The organism is Paraburkholderia phymatum, assembly GCF_040965635.1.
Lineage (GTDB): Bacteria > Pseudomonadota > Gammaproteobacteria > Burkholderiales > Burkholderiaceae > Paraburkholderia > Paraburkholderia phymatum_B.
In genome coordinates this window covers 25,459-44,896 of record NZ_JBFRCH010000001.1, presented here as the reverse complement: position 1 = coordinate 44,896, position 19,438 = coordinate 25,459, and the positions used below count along the sequence as shown (strand labels likewise).

The following is a 19,438-nucleotide window of genomic DNA, read 5'->3' as shown; positions in this document are numbered from 1 at the left end:
TTTATTTTCAACGCACGTCAGACGGCGTAGCGATGCGCCGATGCTGAAGCACCGGCAGACGGTTGCGCGCTTCGTCGAGCGCGGCCTGGGTCAGCGTCGCGAGAGCGATGCCGGGTTCGTCGTCGTGACGCGCGAGCACTTCACCCCACGGCCCGACGATCATACTGTGGCCAAAAGTCCGCCACCCGTTCGAGTGCATGCCGCACTGACCGGACGCGAGCACGAAGGCCTGATTTTCGACGGCCCGCGCCCGCAGCAGCAACTCCCAATGCGCGAGCCCCGTCGTGTGCGTGAAGGCGGCGGGCACGGCGATCACGTCGGCATCAGGCCCCGCGCGATATAGCTCGGGAAAGCGCAAGTCGTAGCACACCGACAAACGCAGCGCTCCGAACGGACCTTTAACCGTGCCGATGCTGTCGCCGCCGACCATCGTATCGCCTTCCGCGTGCTGCTCGGCGCCCTGATTGAAGCTGAACAGATGAATCTTGTCGTAGCGTGCCGCGCACTGCCCCGACGGATCGAACACAAGCGACGTGTTGTACGCATGCGTGCCGACCTGTGGACCCTGCGACGGCCGGATCGGCACCGTGCCGCCGATCAGCCACGCCTTCGTCTCGCGCGCCAGTTCGGATAGCGCGTGTTGAATCGGGCCATCGCCGAATGCTTCGGCGAGAGCGACGCGCTGCATTTCGTCATCGCCGATCCAGCAGAAGTATTCGGGCAGGCAGATCAGCGTTGCGCCCTCGCGCGCCGCCTCGTGCACCCAACGCCGCGCTTCGCCGAGATTTTGCTGGACGTCCGCGCTACTGCTCATCTGCACGACGGCGGCCTTGATCGATTCCTGCATCATCGCGTGGTCCTCAAATCGAGCGCAGACGGCGCGCGCCTTCGATCAGCGTGTCGTCGTCCTTCGAAAAACTCAGACGGATGAGGCCGCCATCGGTGCCGTCCGTATAGAACGCCGACAGCGGAATGGTCGCGACCTTCGCATCGCGGATCAGGCGCAGCACGAAGTCGCTGTCCTTTTCGTCAGAGAAGCCGCGAAAACGCGCGAGCACGAAGAAGCTGCCTTCGCTCGGCAACAGCTCGAAACGCGAGTCGCGCAACTCGCGCGTCAGCAGATCGCGCTTGTGCTGATAAAACTCCGAGAGGCCCAGATAGCTCTGCGGATTCGCGAGCGCTTCGACGAACGCGTATTGCATCGGCGTATCGGCGGAAAACACCATGAACTGATGGACCTTGCGAATCTCGTCCATCAGCGCGGCGGGCGCAAGGCAGTAGCCGACGCGCCAGCCCGTCACGTGATACGACTTGCCGAACGACGACACGATCACGCTGCGCTCCGCGAGCTCGCGATGACGCGCCATGCTGTGATGCTTCGCGCCGTCGAACACGACGTGCTCATACACTTCGTCAGACAGAATCACGATATCCGTGTTGCGAGTGACCGCTTTCAGGCGCTCGATATCGGCGTCGCTGAAGATCGTCGCGGTCGGATTGTGCGGCGTGTTGACGATGATCATCCGCGTCTTCGGCGTGATTGCTGCGGACACTTCGTCCCAGTTCACGCGGAAGTCTTGCGATGTGAGCTTGATCGCGATCGGCTTCGCGCCTTGCAGACGCACGATGGGCGCATAGCTGTCGAACGACGGCTCGAAGTAGATCACTTCGTCGCCGGGATGCACGAGCGCGCTGATCGTCGAGTACAGCCCTTCGCTCGCGCTCGCGATCACGGTCACTTCCGTCGACGGATCGTAGTGCACGCCGTACAGCGTTTCCACTTTCGCCGAGAGCACCGCGCGCAATGCGCCAATGCCCGCCATCGGCGCGTACTGGTTGTGACCCGCGCGCATCGCCTTGGTCACGCCATCGACTAGCGCTTCATCGGGCGAGAAATTCGGCGCGCCTTGCGACAGGTTCAGCGCATTGTGTTCGGCGGCCAGTTGGCCGATGACCGTGAAGATCGTCGTGCCGACGTCCGGCAACTTCGAGCGGGCTTGCAAAGCGCTCTGCATGAAATTCCTCCTCCTCGCTGCAAATCGGCGGGCCATGCGTGATGCGTCGGTCCCGTCCAGTTTGAACGATTAGGCAACAACGCGCGCGCGAGAACAAACGAAAGTTTGTCATGCGCGGCATGCGTTTCGCTCATGCGGCGAATGCTGCGGCGCGAAGCGCGACAACACGCAAAGGCGCTTGCATTGACGGGACAACGCGGAATGCGGACGAAGGCAGGGTAATCCCGCAGGTATGAAGAGGCGTGATGCGAGGGGTGTATTGCAGCAGCTTTGCAGAAGAGAGAGAGCAGCGCGCGCCGCGCGCTGCCGTCATGCCGTCATTCGTCCATCAGACGCACTTTCACTTTCTTGCCCTTGACCTTGCCCGCGCTCAGTTTGCGCAGCGCGTCACGGGCGATGCTGCGATCGACGGCGACGTAAGTCGAAAACTCCGTCACGTTGATCTTGCCGATCTGCGAACCGTTGAAGCCGGCTTCCCCCGTCAACGCGCCGAGCACGTCACCGGGGCGGATTTTTTCCTTGCGGCCGCCGAGTATCTGAAGCGTCTCCATCGGCGGCAACAGCGGCTCGTCGCTTGCAGCCTTCAGTCCGGAAAGCGGATGCCACTCGACGTCGCGCCCTTGCGCCTCTTCGATGCCGCCCACGCGCCCCATTTCGTTCATGCTCGCGAGGCTCAGCGCCCAGCCCTCCTGATCCGCGCGGCCCGTGCGGCCGATGCGATGCACGTGCACTTCGGGGTCAGGCGTCACGTCGACGTTGATCACCGCTTCCAGTTGCGCGATGTCGAGGCCGCGCGCGGCGACGTCGGTTGCAACGAGCACTGAGCAACTGCGATTCGCAAACTGGATCAGCACCTGATCGCGCTCGCGCTGCTCGAGTTCGCCATGCAGCGCGAGCGCGTGAAAGCCCTGCGCGCGCAGTACGTCGAGCAGATCGCGGCACTGGTTCTTCGTGTTGCAGAACGCGATCGTGCTCACAGGCCGGTAGTGGTTCAGCAACATACCGACGGCATGCAGACGCTCGTCCTCCGTCACTTCGTAGAAGCGCTGGCGAATCTTGCTGTCGTCGTGACGCTCTTCGAGCTTCACTTCCTTCGGGTTGCGCAAGAACTGCTGGCTCAGTTTCGCGATGCCCTCGGGGTACGTCGCGGAGAACAGCAGCGTTTGCCGCTCCTTCGGGCATTGACGCGCGACTTTCGCGATGTCGTCGAAGAAGCCCATGTCGAGCATGCGGTCCGCTTCGTCGAGCACGAGCGTGTTGAGCGCGTCGAACGCGAGGCTGCCGCGCTCCAGATGGTCCATGATGCGCCCCGGCGTGCCGACGATGATGTGCGCGCCGTGTTCGAGGCTCGCCGTCTGCGGACGCATCGGCGTGCCGCCGCACAGCGTCAGCACCTTGATGTTCTCTTCGGCGCGCGCGAGCCTGCGGATTTCCTGCGTGACCTGATCGGCGAGTTCGCGCGTCGGGCACAGCACCAGCGCCTGCACCGCGTAACGCCGCGCATCGAGCCGCGCGAGCAAGGCGAGCGAGAACGCCGCCGTCTTGCCGCTGCCCGTCTTCGCCTGCGCGATCAGGTCGTGACCGGCGAGCGCGATCGGCAGGCTCGCTGCCTGGATCGGCGTCATCTCGACATAGCCGAGTTGCGTGAGATTCGCGAGCGCCGCCGGCGAGAGCGGCAGTTCGCTGAAGGGACGTGCCTTGTCTGTCATGTCGTTGTGCGGGCTTCAGTTATACGGGCGGCCTTCGATCTGCTCGTAGACGATCGTGCCGTCGTCGGCGTCGAAACGCTCGACATAGTTGCGGGCGCCGCACATCGGACAGCGAAACAGCAGACCCTGCCCTTCGTTCTTGATGACGACGTCGGACTGCTCCCACTGCGCGCCGCAGCTCTGGTTGATGCAAGTAAACACGTTGACTCTCCAGCTTGATCGGTTGAGCGCGTTCTGTCGCATGCGAAGAACGCGAATGCACGCAAGGCGCTGATCGATCGGTCCACGCAATGGAACGGATACAGCGCAGCCTGCTATGTCGTCGATGAGGATGGTTGATCGGGCGGCGAAAGAAATTCGCGCATTCCGCAATTTTAACGGAAGCGCACAGGCGAGCCCGGCAAAACGTGCGAGATACGTTTAGTGAGTCAGCAGCGCGTTCGCGGGCGCATGGACCGTTTTGAGCGTCTCTGAAGGAAGCAAGCCGAACAGCTTGCGATAGTCGGTCGCGAACTGGCTCAGATGCCAGAAGCCCCACGCAGCCGCGACGTCCTGCACCGTGCGCTCGCCGGGCGCTGCATCGCACAGATCGCGGCGCGCGCCATTCAGGCGGATTGCGCGCAGATAGCTCACTGGCGCGAGACCCAGCACGTCATGAAAGCAGTACTGCAACGTGCGGCGGCTGACGTGCAGATACTCGCACAACTCGGGCACGCTGACGGGACGCTCGCGATTCGCGAGCACATAGTCGCGTGCGGCGGAAACGATCGATTGTCTGCGCGGACGCGCGGGAATCGCGAGAGGTTCGACGGACGCCGTCGCGCACAGATCGAACAGCGACGACATCACCGACGCTTGCAGGCTGCAGCGGGCGCGCGTGGAAAGCGCGGCGCTTGCCCTATCGTCGAGCGCGCCGCGCAACAGCGCGCAGAATCGCGCTTTGTTTTTAACATCGATTGGAAGGATGCCTGTGTGCGTGGCCTGATCGACCATGTCGGCGTGTTCGACGGCGGCCGCATGCCGGTGCAGCACGTCACGGCACACGACCACGCCGAAGATCGCATAGCCGCCCGGCGTCAGCAGTTCGAACTCGACGCCGCCGCGTTGAAACGCAAGCGCATCGTGACCGATCGCATGCGAGTCGATGCGGCCCGAGGCCGCGTCGACGGCGGGAATGCCGAACCAGTAGGCGTCCTCCGGCACTTCGCAGGTCTGACGCAATGTCTGGCTCGTCGTCTCGCAGAATACGTGCATCGCGTCGAGATGCAGGCCCGTCAGCTTTCCGACGAAGCGCCCCGCCGTGAGCTGATCGTAAGTCTGCGTCCAGCCGCGAAGATTGCGCGCCTGTTCATCGGCGTCGTGCGCGACGCTCGTTTCGACGCGGCACACGGGCACGCGCGAGAACGGAGAGGAAAGGTCGGTCGTCATATGGGCGTCGATGATGAACATGCACCTGCATGTGACATTGAACAAACAAGCGGACGTCAACGCAAGTCCCATGCCGAAAGAACTCTCGGCGACTCTCCATTCCAATGCGCGAGCGCTGTTCATTCGATGAACACTCGCGTGTCGAACTGCTCATGGATGCAACGCCTGCTATGAGCAATCTCACGCGCATCGCGTGACGTGCATCGCGACAGTGCCGCGTGCACCGGCATCGACGGCACGCGCGCACTCGTTGGCACACTTCTGGCGATATGCACCCGCGGCAGCAGAAGAGCGCTCAGCCGGGCGACATGCCCAAACGAATACATCGACTATCCGATCATGTGAGGAGCACGCAGATGAATCACGCAGAGATGAAGTTTCTGACCACCGAGTTTCCGTACAAGAAGCAATACGAGAATTTCATCGGCGGGGAGTGGGTGAAGCCGGCGGGCGGCGAGTACTTCGACAACGTCTCGCCGATTACGGGCGAGCCGTTCACGTCGATTCCGCGCTCACGCGAAGCCGACATTGAACTTGCGCTGGACGCCGCGCATCGCGCGAAAGCGGCCTGGGGCAAGACCTCGACCACGGAGCGCGCGAACATCCTCAACAAGATCGCCGATCGTCTCGAAGCAAATCTGCAACGTCTCGCCGTCGCCGAGACGATCGACAACGGCAAGCCGCTGCGCGAAACGATGGCCGCCGACATCCCCCTCGCGATCGACCACTTCCGCTATTTCGCCGGCGCGGTCCGCGCGCAGGAAGGCGGCATTTCGGAAATCGATCACGATACCGTCGCTTATCACTTTCATGAGCCGCTCGGCGTGGTCGGCCAGATCATTCCGTGGAATTTCCCGATCCTGATGGCCACGTGGAAACTCGCGCCCGCGCTCGCGGCAGGCAATTGCGTCGTGCTGAAGCCCGCCGAGCAAACGCCTGCATCGATACTCGTGCTGGTCGAACTGATTCAGGATCTGTTGCCTGCCGGCGTGCTGAACGTGGTCAATGGCTTTGGTCTGGAAGCAGGCAAGCCGCTCGCGTCGAACAAGCGCATCGCGAAGATCGCGTTCACGGGCGAAACGACGACGGGCCGCCTGATCATGCAGTACGCGAGCCAGAACATCATCCCCGTGACGCTCGAACTGGGCGGCAAGAGCCCGAACATCTTCTTCGCCGACGTGCTCGACAAGGACGACAGCTTCTTCGACAAGGCACTCGAAGGCTTTGCGATGTTCGCGCTGAATCAGGGCGAAGTGTGCACGTGCCCGTCGCGCGTGCTGGTCGAAGAATCGATTTACGACCGCTTCATGGAGCGCGCGTTGAAGCGCGTCGCCGCCATTCAGCAGGGGCACCCGCTCGACGCGAAGACGATGATCGGCGCGCAGGCATCGAAGGAACAGCTCGAAAAGATCCTGTCGTATATCGATCTCGGCAAGCAGGAAGGCGCGCAATGCCTGATCGGCGGCGAGCAGAACAAGCTCGACGGCGAACTCGCGAAAGGCTACTACGTGAAGCCGACGGTGTTCCGCGGTCACAACAAGATGCGCATCTTCCAGGAAGAAATCTTCGGGCCTGTCGTCTCCGTGACGACGTTCAAGAACGAAGAGGAAGCGCTCGAGATCGCCAACGATACGCTCTACGGCCTGGGCGCCGGCGTCTGGACGCGCGACGGTTCGCGCGCGTATCGCTTCGGCCGCGAGATTCAGGCGGGCCGCGTGTGGACCAACTGTTATCACGCGTATCCGGCGCACGCGGCGTTTGGCGGCTACAAGCAGTCGGGCATCGGCCGCGAGAATCACAAGATGATGCTCGACCATTACCAGCAAACAAAGAACTTGCTCGTCAGCTATAGCGACAAACCATTGGGCTTCTTCTGAGCGTCGTGCTCCTGCTGGGCGAATCGCGTGATGCGGTTCGCCCGTCTTTTTTCAGTGGGTCAAATGAAGGGGAAGCGCGATGAATGACGAAGGTGTTGCGCGTGTCGTGGCAACGGACGCGGCCATCAAACTGATCCAGCAGTTGGGCGCTGAACACGGACCGATCATTTTTCACCAGTCGGGCGGATGTTGCGACGGCAGCGCGCCGATGTGTTTTCCGTCGAACGAGTTCATGGTCGGCGCATCGGATGTGTGGCTCGGCACGATTGCGGGCGTGCCGTTCTACATGAGCGAATCGCAATACGAGTACTGGCAGCACACGCAGTTGATCATCGATGTCGTGCCGGGCAACGGCGGCATGTTTTCACTGGAACGGCCGACAGGGCTGCGATTCCTCACGCGCTCGCGCCTTTTCGATGACGAAGAGAACGCGTGGCTCGACAAGCATCCCGTGAGTCGTGCCGATGCGTTCTGACGTTGCCTTGACGAAGTTAACGCAGTAAGCGTCCAGCCGCGATATGACGGCTGGAAGCTTTGTTATTTTCTCGAAGCGTCCGCGATCACCAATGCGGCCTCGGACGTTTGAAGAAGCGCATCGCTATCGTCCTTCAGACCGATACCTGTCAGCCCCAAACGGCGCGCATGCGTCAGCAGATAGTGCAGCTTGTGTGCGGCCGCTTCGTAGTCGAGCCCTTCCGGTCGCACGTTCGAAATGCAGTTGCGTTGCGCATCGCTGCATCCGACTTTCGGCGCATACGTCAAATAGATGCCCAGGCTATCCGGTGAACTGAGCCCTGGCCGTTCGCCGATCAACATCACAACGAGCCTGGCCTTCAGCAACTCGCCGATCTCATCGCCCAACGCGACGCGTGATTGACGCGCGACCACGACAGGCCCGATCTTCCAGTCCGCGAGCCGCTTCGTGACGGCCTGCAACAGAGGAATCGACTGCTTTGAAGCCGCAAACGCGGAAAGTCCATCGGCGATGACGAAGACCACTTCGGGCGGATCATCGCTCGCGGCGTTGTTCAATAGATCACGGCTCTCGTCCGAAAGACGCCGCCCCATATCCGGACGCCGTAAATAGTGCTCGCGATCCGGCGCGGCGCTATGCACGTCGAGCGACGTAAAGCCCTGAGCGCGCAACTGCTCGTGCAAGACGTCGGCATCGAGCGGATGGTGCACGGCGTCGCGCGCCTGCGCGTGCGAAAGATTGAACGCCAGCAACGGCGCAGTCGGCAAAGAGTTGCCCGCGCGGCCCAATGCGATGCGCGCATTCGTGAAGGCACGCAGCGCCTGCCACGCGTTCTTTTCGATCGAGTCGCTCATACGATGCCCATCCATTCGCTTGCGCCTTCGAGAAGCGACTGGCGCGCGGGCGCATTGAGCAACGCGCCGCGTGCATCGATGATCTGCATCGACTCAAGCCACTCTTCGAACTCCGGCGCGCGGCGCAAGCCCAGCACCTCACGCACGTACAGCGCATCGTGAAACGACGTGCTCTGGTAATTGAGCATCACATCGTCCGCGCCGGGAATGCCCATGATGAAGTTGATGCCCGCGACGCCGAGCAGCGTCAGCAGATTGTCCATGTCGTCCTGATCGGCTTCCGCGTGATTCGTGTAGCAGATATCGCACCCCATCGGCACGCCGAGCAGCTTGCCGCAGAAATGATCTTCGAGACCGGCGCGCGTGATCTGCTTGCCGTCGTACAGATACTCGGGGCCGATAAAGCCCACCACCGTATTCGTCAGAAATGGATTGAACTGCCGTGCGACGGCATACGCGCGCACTTCACATGTCTGCTGATCGACGCCATGATGCGCATTTGCCGACAGCGCACTGCCCTGCCCCGTTTCAAAGTACATCACGTTGTCACCGACCGTGCCGCGCTTGAGCGACAGCGCCGCTTCATACGCCTCCTGCAATAGCGCGAGCGAAATGCCGAAGCTCGCGTTCGCTTTCTCGGTGCCGGCGATCGACTGGAACACGAGATCGACGGGCGCGCCCTTCTCGATCGCCGAAATCGTATTCGTCACGTGCGTGAGCACGCACGATTGCGTCGGCACCTGATAGCGCGTGCGGAAATCGTCGATCATCACGAGCAGATTCGTGATCGCCGATAGACTGTCCGACGCGGGATTGATGCCGATCACCGCGTCGCCGCAACCGTACATCAGGCCATCGATCATCGATGCCGCGATGCCCTTCACATCGTCGGTCGGATGATTCGGTTGCAGGCGCACCGACATGTGGCCCGGCAAGCCGACCGTATTCCGAAAGCGCGTAATGACAGGCCGTTTGCGCGCCGCCAGGATCAAATCCTGATTGCGCATCAGCTTCGACACGGCGGCGACCATTTCGGGCGTGAGGCCTTGAGTGATACGCGTGAGCGCGGCCGTATCCGTCGAAGTGGACAACAGCCAGTTGCGGAATTCGCCCACGGTCAGATGTGCAATCTCCGCGAATGCTTCGGGCGAGTGCATATCGATGACGAGGCGCGTGACTTCATCGCTCTCATAGGGAATCAACGCTTCATTGAGGAACGTGCGCAACGGCACGTCGGCGAGCGCCATCTTCGCAGCGACGCGCTCCTCCTCGCTCGCCGCCGCGATGCCGGCGAGCTGGTCGCCAGAACGCAGCGGGCTCGCCTTCGCCATCAGCGTCTTCAGATCGGCAAAGCGGTATTTGCGGCTGCCGATTGTCTCCGTGTAGCTCATATCGTGTACTCCGTCGCCGCGGCTACTGCGCGGCCGGTTGCGTGTACGTCAACGCGTCTGGTGCATTGGGTGCTCACACGCGTTCATTCTTCGAGCAGTGCATCAGCCGGCGCGACTTCGCGTTGCTGACGCGTCATCAGGAAGTAGCCGTAACCGAGCGCGACGAACGCAGCGAACACGAGCGCGACGAGCAGATTGAAGTAAATCATCGTCGCGAGCGAAATGACGGCTGCCACCAGCGCGAACGCCGGGAAATACGGAAACAGCGGCGCGCGGAACGGACGCTCCATGTCGGGATCGGTGCGGCGCAACTTGAACAGCGCGAGCATGCTGATGATGTACATCACGATAGCGCCAAACACCGACATCGTCACGATATTCGCCGTGAGCGTCTGCCCGCCGAACTGGATCAGCTCGTCGCTGTAAATTGCGGCGATGCCGACCACGCCGCCCGCGAGAATCGCGCGATGCGGGGTCTTGAAGCGCGGATGCACTTTCGACAGCCATTCCGGAAGATAGCCCGCGCGCGCAAGCGCGAAGATCTGCCGCGAGTAGCCGAGGATGATGCCGTGAAACGACGCGACGAGGCCGAACAGTCCGAGCCATATGAGCATGTGCATCCAGCCGCTGTTCTCGCCGACGATGTATTTCATCGCTTGCGGCAGCGGGTCGTTGATGTTCGCGAGCTTCGTCCAGTCGTCCGCCGCGCCAGCGAACACCATCACGCCGACCGCGAGCACGACGAGCGTCAGAATGCCCGTGACGTAGGCGATGGGAATCGAGCGCTTCGGGTTCTTCGCTTCCTCGGCGGCCATCGCAACGCCTTCAATCGCGAGGAAGAACCAGATCGCGAACGGAATCGCGGCGAACATGCCATGGAACGCGCCCATGCTGAAAGTGCCGGAGCCGGCCCAGCCGCCCTTCGTGAAGTTCGACCACTGGAAGCCCGGCGACACGACGCCCATGAACACCAGCAGCTCGAAGATCGCGAGCAGTGTCACGCACAGTTCGAACGCCGCCGCGATCTGCACGCCGACGATGTTCAACGCCATGAACACGAGGTACGCAGCCATTGCCGCGTGCTTCGGTTCGAGGCCGGGAAACTGGACGTGCAGGTACGCGCCGATCGCGAGCGCGATTGCGGGCGGCGCAAACACGAATTCGACAAGCGTCGCCGCGCCCGCGATATAGCCGCCCGTGGGCCCGAACGCGTGCCGCGCGTAGGCGAACGGGCCGCCCGCGTGCGGGATCGACGTCGTGAGTTCGGTGAAGCTGAAGATAAACGTCGTGTACATCGCGGCGATGAAAACCGCGGTGATCACGAAGCCGAGCGTGCCCGCGCTCGCCCAGCCATAGCTCCAGCCGAAATATTCGCCGGAGATCACGAGGCCGACGGCGATGCCCCAAAGCTGCCAGGTGCCGAGCGTCTGCTTCAACTCGTGATGCGTGACGATGCCTTTGTGCTGGGTTGGCGACTCTGCTTTCATCGGAGGCTCCTTTTCGAAGTTGCCAGTTGATGGACCCGCGTCGTTGGCCTTCGCAGCGGGCCCGTTACCGACGGCATCTGGCGATGGTAGGAAGCCATAAATCGAGGTGTTATCGAAAATCGGCAAAGATGGATGCCTTTCAGCGAGTAGGCGAGCGGCTCGGGTTAAGCCGTCGCTGAATAATGTGAGCTGAATGACGCGTTGTCTCTGTGGTCGGCACGCGGCCTGGCGGAGGATGTGGAAAATCGCTGCGTGCTGTCGTGAACTTTGTCGCTCCTTCTTCTACGATTGATTGCGATGAGCAACCTCGGTCCTGGTAAGCGACATGCCGCGGAGCGGGGTATGGCAGTTTTCGGTCGTTCACGCGGGCGTTCAGCGCCGCCTTACGCATGCAGCCCGCTCAGTATCGGAATGCCGGGACGCATTGCCAGTTCCGGCCGTCTCTTGCGGTTCAAGGAGGTAATCAAATGACGATGAGAGATGTAGTGATTCGGGATATCGCGGGCTTCGACGTGCTGACCGTCGATCACGTCGGACCGTATATGCAGATCGGCAAGGCGTTCGAAACGCTGATGGGCTGGCTGGCATCGCGTGGACTGCTGTCCGGCGAGATGCGGATGATCGGGATTTTCTACGACGATCCGACGGCCGTCGCCGAAAATGAATTGCGGTCGAAGGCCGGCGTATGGTTGCCTCGGGCCGTCGATGTTTCAGGCGGCGGGCCTGTCAGCGTCACGTCGATCGCCGGCGGCAAGTACGCCGTGTTGCGGCACAAAGGGCCTTACGAGGATATGGCGGCGGCTTACCAGTGGCTCTATGGCGAGTGGCTAGTGAACTCGGAACACGAGGCCGCGGACGCGCCTGTGTTCGAAGAGTACTTGAACAACCCGAAAGAGACTGCGCCGGCAAATTTGCTGACGGATATCTGTTTGCCGTTGATTTAGGAATGGTTCGTGCTGTGTTGCATCGCGTCTGAAGTCGGATGCGTCGAGCGGAGGGCGAAATGCCACGGTATCGGGATGTGAGTGGCCGATCGGGCGTGGTCGCTTATGAAACCTCTCCAAATGCCATTCTTGTCGGGTTCAAGGACGGCAAGGTCTATCTGTACGACTACGCGACCCCGGGGCAGCAAGATGTCGAGAAAATGAAGCGCCTTGCTGTCCGTGGTCGCGGGCTGTCGACGTATATCTCGCAAGTGGTTCGCGATCGGTATGCGAAGAGGTTGCGGTGAATTTAAAGCCCATATAAAAAACCCCAACCGTCGCCGGTTGGAGTTTTTGGAAGGCTAGCGGGAGGCGTCGCAATGTTCGCGGTCGCCGGCCGGCGGAGAAAGAAAACTTAAACGTCAATATTCCCCGCCCGCAACGCATTGCTCTCGATAAACGCCCGACGCGGCTCCACCTCGTCGCCCATCAGCGTCGTAAAGATCCCATCCGCCGCAATCGCGTCCTCGATCTGCACGCGCAGCAGACGTCGCACGCTCGGGTCCATCGTCGTTTCCCAGAGCTGTCCGGGATTCATCTCACCAAGTCCCTTGTAGCGCTGCTTCGACACGTTCCGTTCTGCATCGGCGATCAACCACTTCATCGCGCTCTTGAAGTCGCCCACGGCCATGCTGCGCTCGCCGCGCTTGATCACCGCGCCCTCGCCGATCAAGCCCTTGAACGTGTTCGCGGTATTGACCAGTTGCTGATAGTCGGCCGTCAGCTGGAATTCTTCGTCGATGACGCTGACCTTGACATTGCCATGATGACGGCGCTCGACGCGCAGCGAACGCAGTTCGCGCACCGGGTCGTACATTGCGATCACGTTGATCTCCGGCTTGAGCGGATCGTCACGCAATTTGGCTTCGAGCGCGCGCGCCGATGCTTCCGTCGATTGCTCGCTCGACAGATCGATCGTCGCGCCATCCATCACGGCCTCGAGCGCCGCTTCGTCGTACAGCTTGCTCAGACGATCTACGACAGCCTGCGCCAGCAGATAAGAACGCGCCAGTTCGCCCAACGCATCGCCTGCAATCGGTGTCGCGCCTTCGGACGCAATTAGCTCAGAACCGTTCAGAGCCAGGCGCAGCATATGCGCGTTCAACTCCGCCGTGTCCTTAAGATAGCGCTCGTCCTTGCCCGCCTTCACCTTGTACAGCGGCGGCTGCGCGATGTAGATGTACCCGCGCTCGATCATCTCCGGCATCTGACGATAGAAGAACGTCAGCAGCAATGTACGGATGTGCGCGCCGTCGACGTCAGCATCCGTCATGATGATGATGCGGTGGTAACGCAGCTTGTCGAGGTTGTAGTCGTCCTTGCCGATGCCGCAACCGAGCGCAGTAATCAGCGTAACGATCTGCTCCGACGACAGCAGCTTGTCGTAACGCGCCTTCTCGACGTTCAGCACCTTGCCGCGCAACGGCAGAATGGCCTGGAATTTTCTGTCGCGGCCCTGCTTCGCTGAACCACCTGCCGAGTCACCCTCGACGATATAAATCTCAGACTTGGCGGGATCTTTCTCCTGGCAGTCTGCTAGCTTGCCCGGCAGACCGACGCCGTCCAGCACGCCCTTGCGCCGCGTCATTTCGCGCGCCTTGCGTGCGGCGTCCCGAGCACGCGCCGCATCGACGATCTTGCCGCAGATGATCTTCGCGTCGATCGGCGTTTCCAGCAGGAATTCTTCGAGCGCCTTCGCGACCACTTCTTCCAAAGGCGCGCGCACTTCCGACGAAACGAGCTTGTCCTTCGTCTGCGAACTGAACTTAGGTTCGGGAACCTTCACCGACAGCACGCACGACAGCCCTTCGCGCATGTCGTCGCCGGACGTCTCGACCTTCGCCTTCTTCGCGATTTCGTGATCGGCGATGTACTTGTTGATCACGCGCGTCATCGCCGCGCGCAGGCCCGTCAGGTGCGTGCCGCCATCGCGCTGCGGAATGTTGTTCGTGAAGCACAGCACGTTTTCGTTGTAGCTGTCGTTCCACTGCATCGCCACTTCGACGCCCACGCCGTCCTTCTCGCCGACGATATGGAAAATCGTCGGATGCAGCACGGTCTTCGTCTTGTTGATGAACTCGACGAAGCCCTTCACGCCTCCGACGAACGCAAAATCGTCTTCCTTGCCCGAACGTTGATCGGTGAGACGAATCCGCACGCCGTTGTTCAGGAACGAGAGTTCGCGGATACGCTTCGCCAGAATGTCGTAGTGGTACTCGACGTTGCCGAAGATCTTCTCATCGGCCATGAAGTGCACTTCGGTGCCGCGATTTTCCGTGTCGCCGACAACGGGAATCGGCGACAAACGCTCGCCGTCCACTTCTTCGATCACGCGGTTCTGCGGCACGCCACGATGGAATTCCATGAAGTGCTTCTTGCCGTCGCGGCGCACGGTGAGGCGCAGCCACGACGACAGCGCGTTCACGCACGACACGCCGACGCCGTGCAGGCCGCCCGACACCTTGTAGCTGTTCTGGTCGAACTTGCCACCCGCGTGCAGTTCCGTCATCACGATTTCGGCGGCGCTGCGCTTCGGATCGTGCTTGTCGTCGCGCTTGATGCCCGTCGGGATGCCACGGCCGTTGTCGGTCACGGAAATAGAGTTGTCCGCGTGGATGATGACCTGAATTTCGTCGCAATGACCGGCGAGTGCCTCGTCGATCGAATTGTCGAGCACCTCGAACACGAGGTGATGCAGACCGGTCCCGTCCGACGTATCGCCGATATACATACCCGGCCGCTTGCGCACGGCTTCCAGACCTTCGAGGATCTGAATGGACGAGGCGCCGTAGCTGTTATCGGGTTGCGAATTGTTCAGTTCAGTCATGGATTTCTTCCGGTTCTGCGTTACCGCTTCGTTGCTGCTCGAGGCTTTTCAAAACGCCATAAAAACACCAAAGGGGCGCTGCGCCCCTTGGTGTGTTCTTCGTGTTGGATGCGTCAGATGCGCATCGGCATCACCACGTATTTGAACTGGTCGTTCTCGGGAATCGTGATCAGCGCGCTCGAGCTGGCGTCGCCGAGGCTGACTTCGAGCATATCGATCTTCAGGTTCGCGAGCACGTCGAGCAGATACGTGACGTTGAAACCGATGTCGATGCTGTCGCCCTGGTAGGCGATTTCGAGTTCTTCCTGCGCTTCTTCCTGGTCCGCATTGGTGGACATGATCTTCAGCTGGCCCGGCTCGACGATGCAGCGCACGCCCTTGAACTTGTCCGAGGTCAGAATGGCCGCGCGTTGCAGCGAGCGCTGCAGTTCTTCGCGGCCGATCACGAACGTGTTCTTGTGCGACTTCGGAATCACGCGCTGGAAGTCCGGGAACTTGCCTTCGACCAGCTTCGACACCAGTTCGACGCCGCCGAACGTGAACTTCACCTGCGTCGGCGCGATGTCGATCTTGAGCACGTCGTCGATGTCTTCCAGCAAGCGTTGCAGTTCGAGAATCGTCTTACGCGGAATGATCACTTCCTGGCGCGCGAACGAGCCTTCGATCTTCATCGACGAAAAGGCGAGACGGTGACCGTCCGTCGCGACGGCCATCAGCTGATCGCCATCGACCACCAGCAACATGCCGTTCAGGTAGTAACGGATGTCCTGCTGCGCCATCGCGAAGTGGACCATGCCGAGCAACTGGCGGAACGTCTTTTGGGGAACCGCGAGGTTCGCGCCGAAGTCTTTAGCTTGAGCGACCGTCGGGAACTCGTCTGCTGCGAGCGTTTGCAGCGCGAAACGGCTCTTGCCGGACTGCACCGTCAGACGCTTGTCGTTCAAGGTGAGCGTGACCTGCCCGTCGGGCATCGCGCGCAGAATATCGAGGAGCTTTCGCGCCGCTACCGTCGTGGCCACGGACTCGCCGCCAACGCCGAAGTCGGCATGTGTGGTGATTTGCAGTTCGAGGTCGGTGGACAGGAACGAGACGTCCGGGCCGTTCTTGGTAATCAGCAAATTGGCGAGGATCGGCAACGTATGACGGCGTTCGACAATGCCGCTCACCGTTTGCAGCGGCCTGAGGAGGTTATCGCGTTCGGTCTTGACCAGTTGCATAGAGTTCCTTCGTTGATGTGTCGGCCTGCGCGCCTTGCCCGGCAATGTTGAAGCGCGCGGCCCCGGCCCCCCGCCGGCGCCGTACTGCGCCAGTCACGGCGTGAAATCCCACCCGCTTTTGCCGGGCGGTTAAACCTGTATTGTGCCTGAAAATGGAAGCACTTCCCTAAATTGGGGGTGACTCGCGCAATAAACAGATTAATTTTTCCGACAGGTTCGAGGAACCCTTCGGTCAGATCCGGCCCCTTATCCCGTTCAGCCCTTCAGCGTCTGTTCCAGCACGTGCAGCTCGTGGTTCAACTGCGCGTCCTTGCCTCGCTCGTCGGCGATCTTGCGCACCGCATGCAGCACCGTCGTATGGTCGCGCCCGCCGAACAGCTCGCCGATTTCCGGCAGGCTCTTCTGCGTCAGCTCCTTCGCCAGATACATCGCGATCTGGCGCGGCCGCGCGATATTGGCCGGCCGCTTCTTCGAATACATGTCGGCGACCTTGATGCTGTAGAAATCGGCGACCGTCTTCTGGATGTTTTCCACCGAAATCTGCCGGTTCTGCACAGTCAGCAGGTCTTTCAGCGCTTCCTTGGTCAGCTCGATCGTGATTTCGCGGCCGTGGAACTTCGAGTACGCGAGAATCTTGCGCAGCGCGCCTTCCAGTTCGCGGACGTTCGATCGCAGATGCTTCGCAACGAAGAACGCGACGTCCTCGTTAAGACTCACGCCTTCCGACTGCGCCTTGCGCATCAGAATCGCGACGCGCATCTCAAGCTCGGGCGGCTCGATTGCGACGGTCAGCCCGGAATCGAAGCGCGAGATCAGACGGTCGTCGATACCTGAGATTTCCTTCGGATACGTATCGCTGGTGATGATCACCTGCGCCTTGTTGGCGACCAGCGCTTCGAACGCGTAGAAAAACTCTTCCTGCGTACGGGATTTGCCCGAAAAGAACTGAATATCGTCGATCAGCAGCAGGTCGAGCGAGTGGTAGTAGCGCTTGAAATCGTCGAACGCCTTGCGCTGATACGCCTTCACCACGTCCGACACGTACTGCTCCGCGTGGATGTAGCGGATGCGCGCGCCGGCCTTGTCCATCAGCAACTGGTTGCCGATTGCGTGAATCAGGTGCGTCTTGCCGAGGCCCACGCCGCCGTACAGGAACAGCGGGTTGTACGAAATGCCCGGGTTGTCGGCGACCTGGATCGCGGCCGCGCGAGCCAGCTGGTTCGCCTTGCCGGTCACGAAGTTGTCGAAGGTGAGCACGGGATTCAGCTTCGAGCGCTCGTACATCGAGTCGCTCTCGCCGCTCGCCGCCGGCGCGGCCGCACCCGGACGCCACGTTCGGCGCCCCGCCGCGGCCTCGTTGGCGTCGAGACTGGGCAGATCGAGGTCGGCGGCATCGTCGGTCAGCTGGGCTGCGTTCATGGGCGCACCGAGGCCGCCCATGCCGCCCGCGCGGGCCGACTGGGCGGCTTGCACGGCGCCGACGGCGGCACCGACGGCCGCAGCCGCGCTGTTCGCACCGACCGTCGACGGCCGCGGCGGCGCGACAGGCGCCGTGCGCACACCGGCCTTCGGATCGAGGACGAACTGGACGTCGACGGGGGAATGCCAGAAGTCGCGTGCAAGGTCGGTGATGCGACCGGAAAACTGGCTCTTGACCCAATCCAGCTTGAAACGGTTCGGCGCAGCGATGCTCAGGGTATTCGCATTTGCGTCGAAGGCGACCGGGGCCAACGGTTTGATCCACGTCACGTACTGCTGGGGCGTCAATTCACGCTCCAGCAGTGCGGAACAGTGTTGCCAGAATTCGTTCATCAAGTTGCTATCGTTATGTTTGCGACGCTTTTCCGCCGGCGCTCTGATCGCGGGATACGCGACGAGGCCCGAAGCTGCCAGGCGGAAAAGCCCCAGACGCTTGTGCCACAAAGGTTTGCGGGGTCAAGCGGGCCGGGGCGGCGTGCAGGATTCTTGGGAAGTAAGGCGAGATTCTACCGCCAAAACGGCAGGCCAAGTGAGTTATCCACAGGGCCTGATCAAACAGCACCGACCGACGCCGCCTGTGGATCGTCCGCCTAAGCTATTGACGAGTCAGAGAAAACCGGTTTAAATAACGGGTTCCGCGAAAACCAATTTTCGAACCTCCGGCCATTGCACTTTCAGCGATGCTCGCGCGGTTATTTCTCAAACAAGTGAGAGCAACATGAAACGTACTTACCAACCTTCCGTGACGCGCCGTAAGCGCACCCATGGCTTCCGCGTTCGCATGAAGACCGCTGGCGGCCGCAAGGTCATCAACGCACGCCGCGCAAAGGGCCGCAAACGCCTCGCCATCTAAGGCAGGCAGAACGCGGTCAAGCCGAGTGCGCGCTGTGTCCGACACCCGTGACGCTGCGGGAACGGCAGACGCGCCGCATCAGAACGTCGTTCCGTTGCAGGCGTCCGCAGCCTTCCCCAAAGCCGCAAGGCTGCTGAAAACGGATGAATTTTCATCCGTTTTTCGTTTGCGCCCGTGGCGCCGCACTGCACACTTTGTCGTGTACGCGCGGCCGACAGGCAATGAAGCGCGCCTCGGCCTCGTGATCGGCAAGAAGTATGCGCCGCGCGCGGTCACGCGTAATCTGGTGAAGCGTCTCGCGCGCGAAGCATTTCGCGTGCGCCGGGCAGAATTTGGCGGCTGGGACGTGCTGCTGCGTCTGCATACGAAATTCGACCGGAAGGCGATGCCCAGCGGATCGTCGCCGCCGTTGAAAGCGATGTGCCGTAGTGAAATCGACGTGCTGCTCGACAAGGTGGCACGCGAAATCGCCCGGCGCGAGGGGTCGGCAACACAGCGGGTGGACACGCCGCCCGCCACGCCATGACATCCGCACAGTCTCGAAGCGCCGCTGCCGTCCAGCGCTTCACAACGGGCGGTGCAGTCCCGCCGCACTGGTCATGCAAACGGTACTGATCGCTTTACTGCGTTTCTACAAGATTGCCGTAAGTCCCATGCTCGGCAATCGGTGCCGCTTTTATCCCTCCTGTTCGGATTACGCGCGCGAAGCAATCCAGTATCATGGCGCCGCGCGTGGTACTTACCTCGCCGCAAGGCGCCTGTGCCGCTGTCACCCGTTTTCGGCGGGCGGCATCGATCTTGTCCCGCCTCCAACTCCTAAGAAGCGCTGACGCGCTGTGCCAT

General features: G+C 61.4%; 18 protein-coding genes. 7 read left to right on the top strand and 11 right to left on the bottom strand.

The window, feature by feature from the left end:
• Positions 1-7: 7 nt before the first annotated feature.
• The 5 genes from AB4Y32_RS00225 to AB4Y32_RS00205 form a co-directional block, all read right to left on the bottom strand.
• Complete coding sequence (locus AB4Y32_RS00225; RefSeq protein ID WP_368719427.1) at positions 8-850, bottom strand: carbon-nitrogen hydrolase family protein; 843 nt, start codon at positions 848-850, stop codon at positions 8-10.
• Between the two features lie 10 nt (positions 851-860).
• A complete protein-coding gene (locus AB4Y32_RS00220; RefSeq protein WP_368719426.1) occupies positions 861-2,015 on the bottom strand; it encodes a pyridoxal phosphate-dependent aminotransferase in 1,155 nt (384 codons plus the stop codon).
• A gap of 317 nt (positions 2,016-2,332) precedes the next feature.
• A complete protein-coding gene (dbpA, locus tag AB4Y32_RS00215) occupies positions 2,333-3,724 on the bottom strand; it encodes an ATP-dependent RNA helicase DbpA (RefSeq protein WP_368719425.1) in 1,392 nt (463 codons plus the stop codon).
• Between the two features lie 15 nt (positions 3,725-3,739).
• Entirely contained in the window at positions 3,740-3,925 is a 186-nt protein-coding gene (locus AB4Y32_RS00210; protein WP_087732256.1) for a hypothetical protein, read from the bottom strand.
• A gap of 219 nt (positions 3,926-4,144) precedes the next feature.
• Positions 4,145-5,152 carry a helix-turn-helix domain-containing protein gene (locus AB4Y32_RS00205; RefSeq protein ID WP_368719973.1) on the bottom strand — a complete coding sequence of 336 codons (1,008 nt, stop codon included), beginning with the start codon at positions 5,150-5,152 and terminating at the stop codon, positions 4,145-4,147.
• A gap of 356 nt (positions 5,153-5,508) precedes the next feature.
• Here AB4Y32_RS00205 and adh point away from each other — a divergent pair, with 356 nt between their 5' ends.
• Positions 5,509-7,029, top strand: coding sequence for an aldehyde dehydrogenase (gene adh / locus AB4Y32_RS00200; protein WP_368719424.1), 1,521 nt, complete (start codon positions 5,509-5,511; stop codon positions 7,027-7,029).
• 79 nt (positions 7,030-7,108) lie between these two features.
• Positions 7,109-7,504: a DUF779 domain-containing protein gene (locus AB4Y32_RS00195; RefSeq protein ID WP_368719423.1), complete on the top strand. Its 396-nt coding sequence runs from the start codon at positions 7,109-7,111 to the stop codon at positions 7,502-7,504.
• Positions 7,505-7,566: 62 nt separating this feature from the next.
• Here AB4Y32_RS00195 and eutC read toward each other — a convergent pair whose 3' ends face one another.
• The 3 genes from eutC to eat all read right to left on the bottom strand — a co-directional run bounded on the left by eutC (position 7,567) and on the right by eat (position 11,236).
• Positions 7,567-8,358 (bottom strand): ethanolamine ammonia-lyase subunit EutC, encoded by a 792-nt coding sequence (eutC, locus tag AB4Y32_RS00190; protein WP_368719422.1) that lies wholly within the window; start codon positions 8,356-8,358, stop codon positions 7,567-7,569.
• Positions 8,355-9,749, bottom strand: coding sequence for an ethanolamine ammonia-lyase subunit EutB (locus AB4Y32_RS00185; protein ID WP_368719421.1), 1,395 nt, complete (start codon positions 9,747-9,749; stop codon positions 8,355-8,357). Before AB4Y32_RS00185 ends, eutC begins: the two co-directional genes overlap by 4 nt.
• 83 nt (positions 9,750-9,832) lie before the next feature.
• Positions 9,833-11,236 carry an ethanolamine permease gene (eat, locus tag AB4Y32_RS00180; protein WP_368719420.1) on the bottom strand — a complete coding sequence of 468 codons (1,404 nt, stop codon included), beginning with the start codon at positions 11,234-11,236 and terminating at the stop codon, positions 9,833-9,835.
• Positions 11,237-11,703: 467 nt separating this feature from the next.
• Here eat and AB4Y32_RS00175 point away from each other — a divergent pair, with 467 nt between their 5' ends.
• Together AB4Y32_RS00175 and AB4Y32_RS00170 are read left to right on the top strand one after the other, a co-directional pair.
• Positions 11,704-12,180, top strand: a complete 477-nt coding sequence (locus AB4Y32_RS00175; protein WP_368719419.1) for a GyrI-like domain-containing protein — start codon at positions 11,704-11,706, stop codon at positions 12,178-12,180.
• A gap of 59 nt (positions 12,181-12,239) precedes the next feature.
• Positions 12,240-12,467 (top strand): hypothetical protein, encoded by a 228-nt coding sequence (locus AB4Y32_RS00170; RefSeq protein ID WP_368719418.1) that lies wholly within the window; start codon positions 12,240-12,242, stop codon positions 12,465-12,467.
• Positions 12,468-12,574: 107 nt separating this feature from the next.
• On the opposite strand, the gene gyrB is transcribed toward AB4Y32_RS00170, so the two are convergent.
• From gyrB to dnaA, 3 genes are all read right to left on the bottom strand, one after another.
• A complete protein-coding gene (gene gyrB / locus AB4Y32_RS00165) occupies positions 12,575-15,046 on the bottom strand; it encodes a DNA topoisomerase (ATP-hydrolyzing) subunit B (RefSeq protein ID WP_368719417.1) in 2,472 nt (823 codons plus the stop codon).
• A gap of 113 nt (positions 15,047-15,159) precedes the next feature.
• The gene (dnaN, locus tag AB4Y32_RS00160) at positions 15,160-16,263 is read right to left on the bottom strand and encodes a DNA polymerase III subunit beta (protein ID WP_087732276.1); all 1,104 of its coding nucleotides are present in this window, start codon (positions 16,261-16,263) and stop codon (positions 15,160-15,162) included.
• A gap of 255 nt (positions 16,264-16,518) precedes the next feature.
• Positions 16,519-18,075, bottom strand: a complete 1,557-nt coding sequence (gene dnaA / locus AB4Y32_RS00155) for a chromosomal replication initiator protein DnaA (RefSeq protein WP_368719416.1) — start codon at positions 18,073-18,075, stop codon at positions 16,519-16,521.
• A gap of 385 nt (positions 18,076-18,460) precedes the next feature.
• On the opposite strand from dnaA, the gene rpmH reads away from it, so the two are divergent.
• The 3 genes from rpmH (at position 18,461) to yidD (ending at position 19,425) form a co-directional block, all read left to right on the top strand.
• Positions 18,461-18,595 (top strand): 50S ribosomal protein L34, encoded by a 135-nt coding sequence (gene rpmH / locus AB4Y32_RS00150; RefSeq protein ID WP_004198824.1) that lies wholly within the window; start codon positions 18,461-18,463, stop codon positions 18,593-18,595.
• Between the two features lie 25 nt (positions 18,596-18,620).
• The gene (gene rnpA / locus AB4Y32_RS00145) at positions 18,621-19,121 is read left to right on the top strand and encodes a ribonuclease P protein component (protein ID WP_439899692.1); all 501 of its coding nucleotides are present in this window, start codon (positions 18,621-18,623) and stop codon (positions 19,119-19,121) included.
• 73 nt (positions 19,122-19,194) lie between these two features.
• Positions 19,195-19,425, top strand: a complete 231-nt coding sequence (yidD, locus tag AB4Y32_RS00140) for a membrane protein insertion efficiency factor YidD (protein WP_090873624.1) — start codon at positions 19,195-19,197, stop codon at positions 19,423-19,425.
• Positions 19,426-19,438 lie beyond the last annotated feature (13 nt).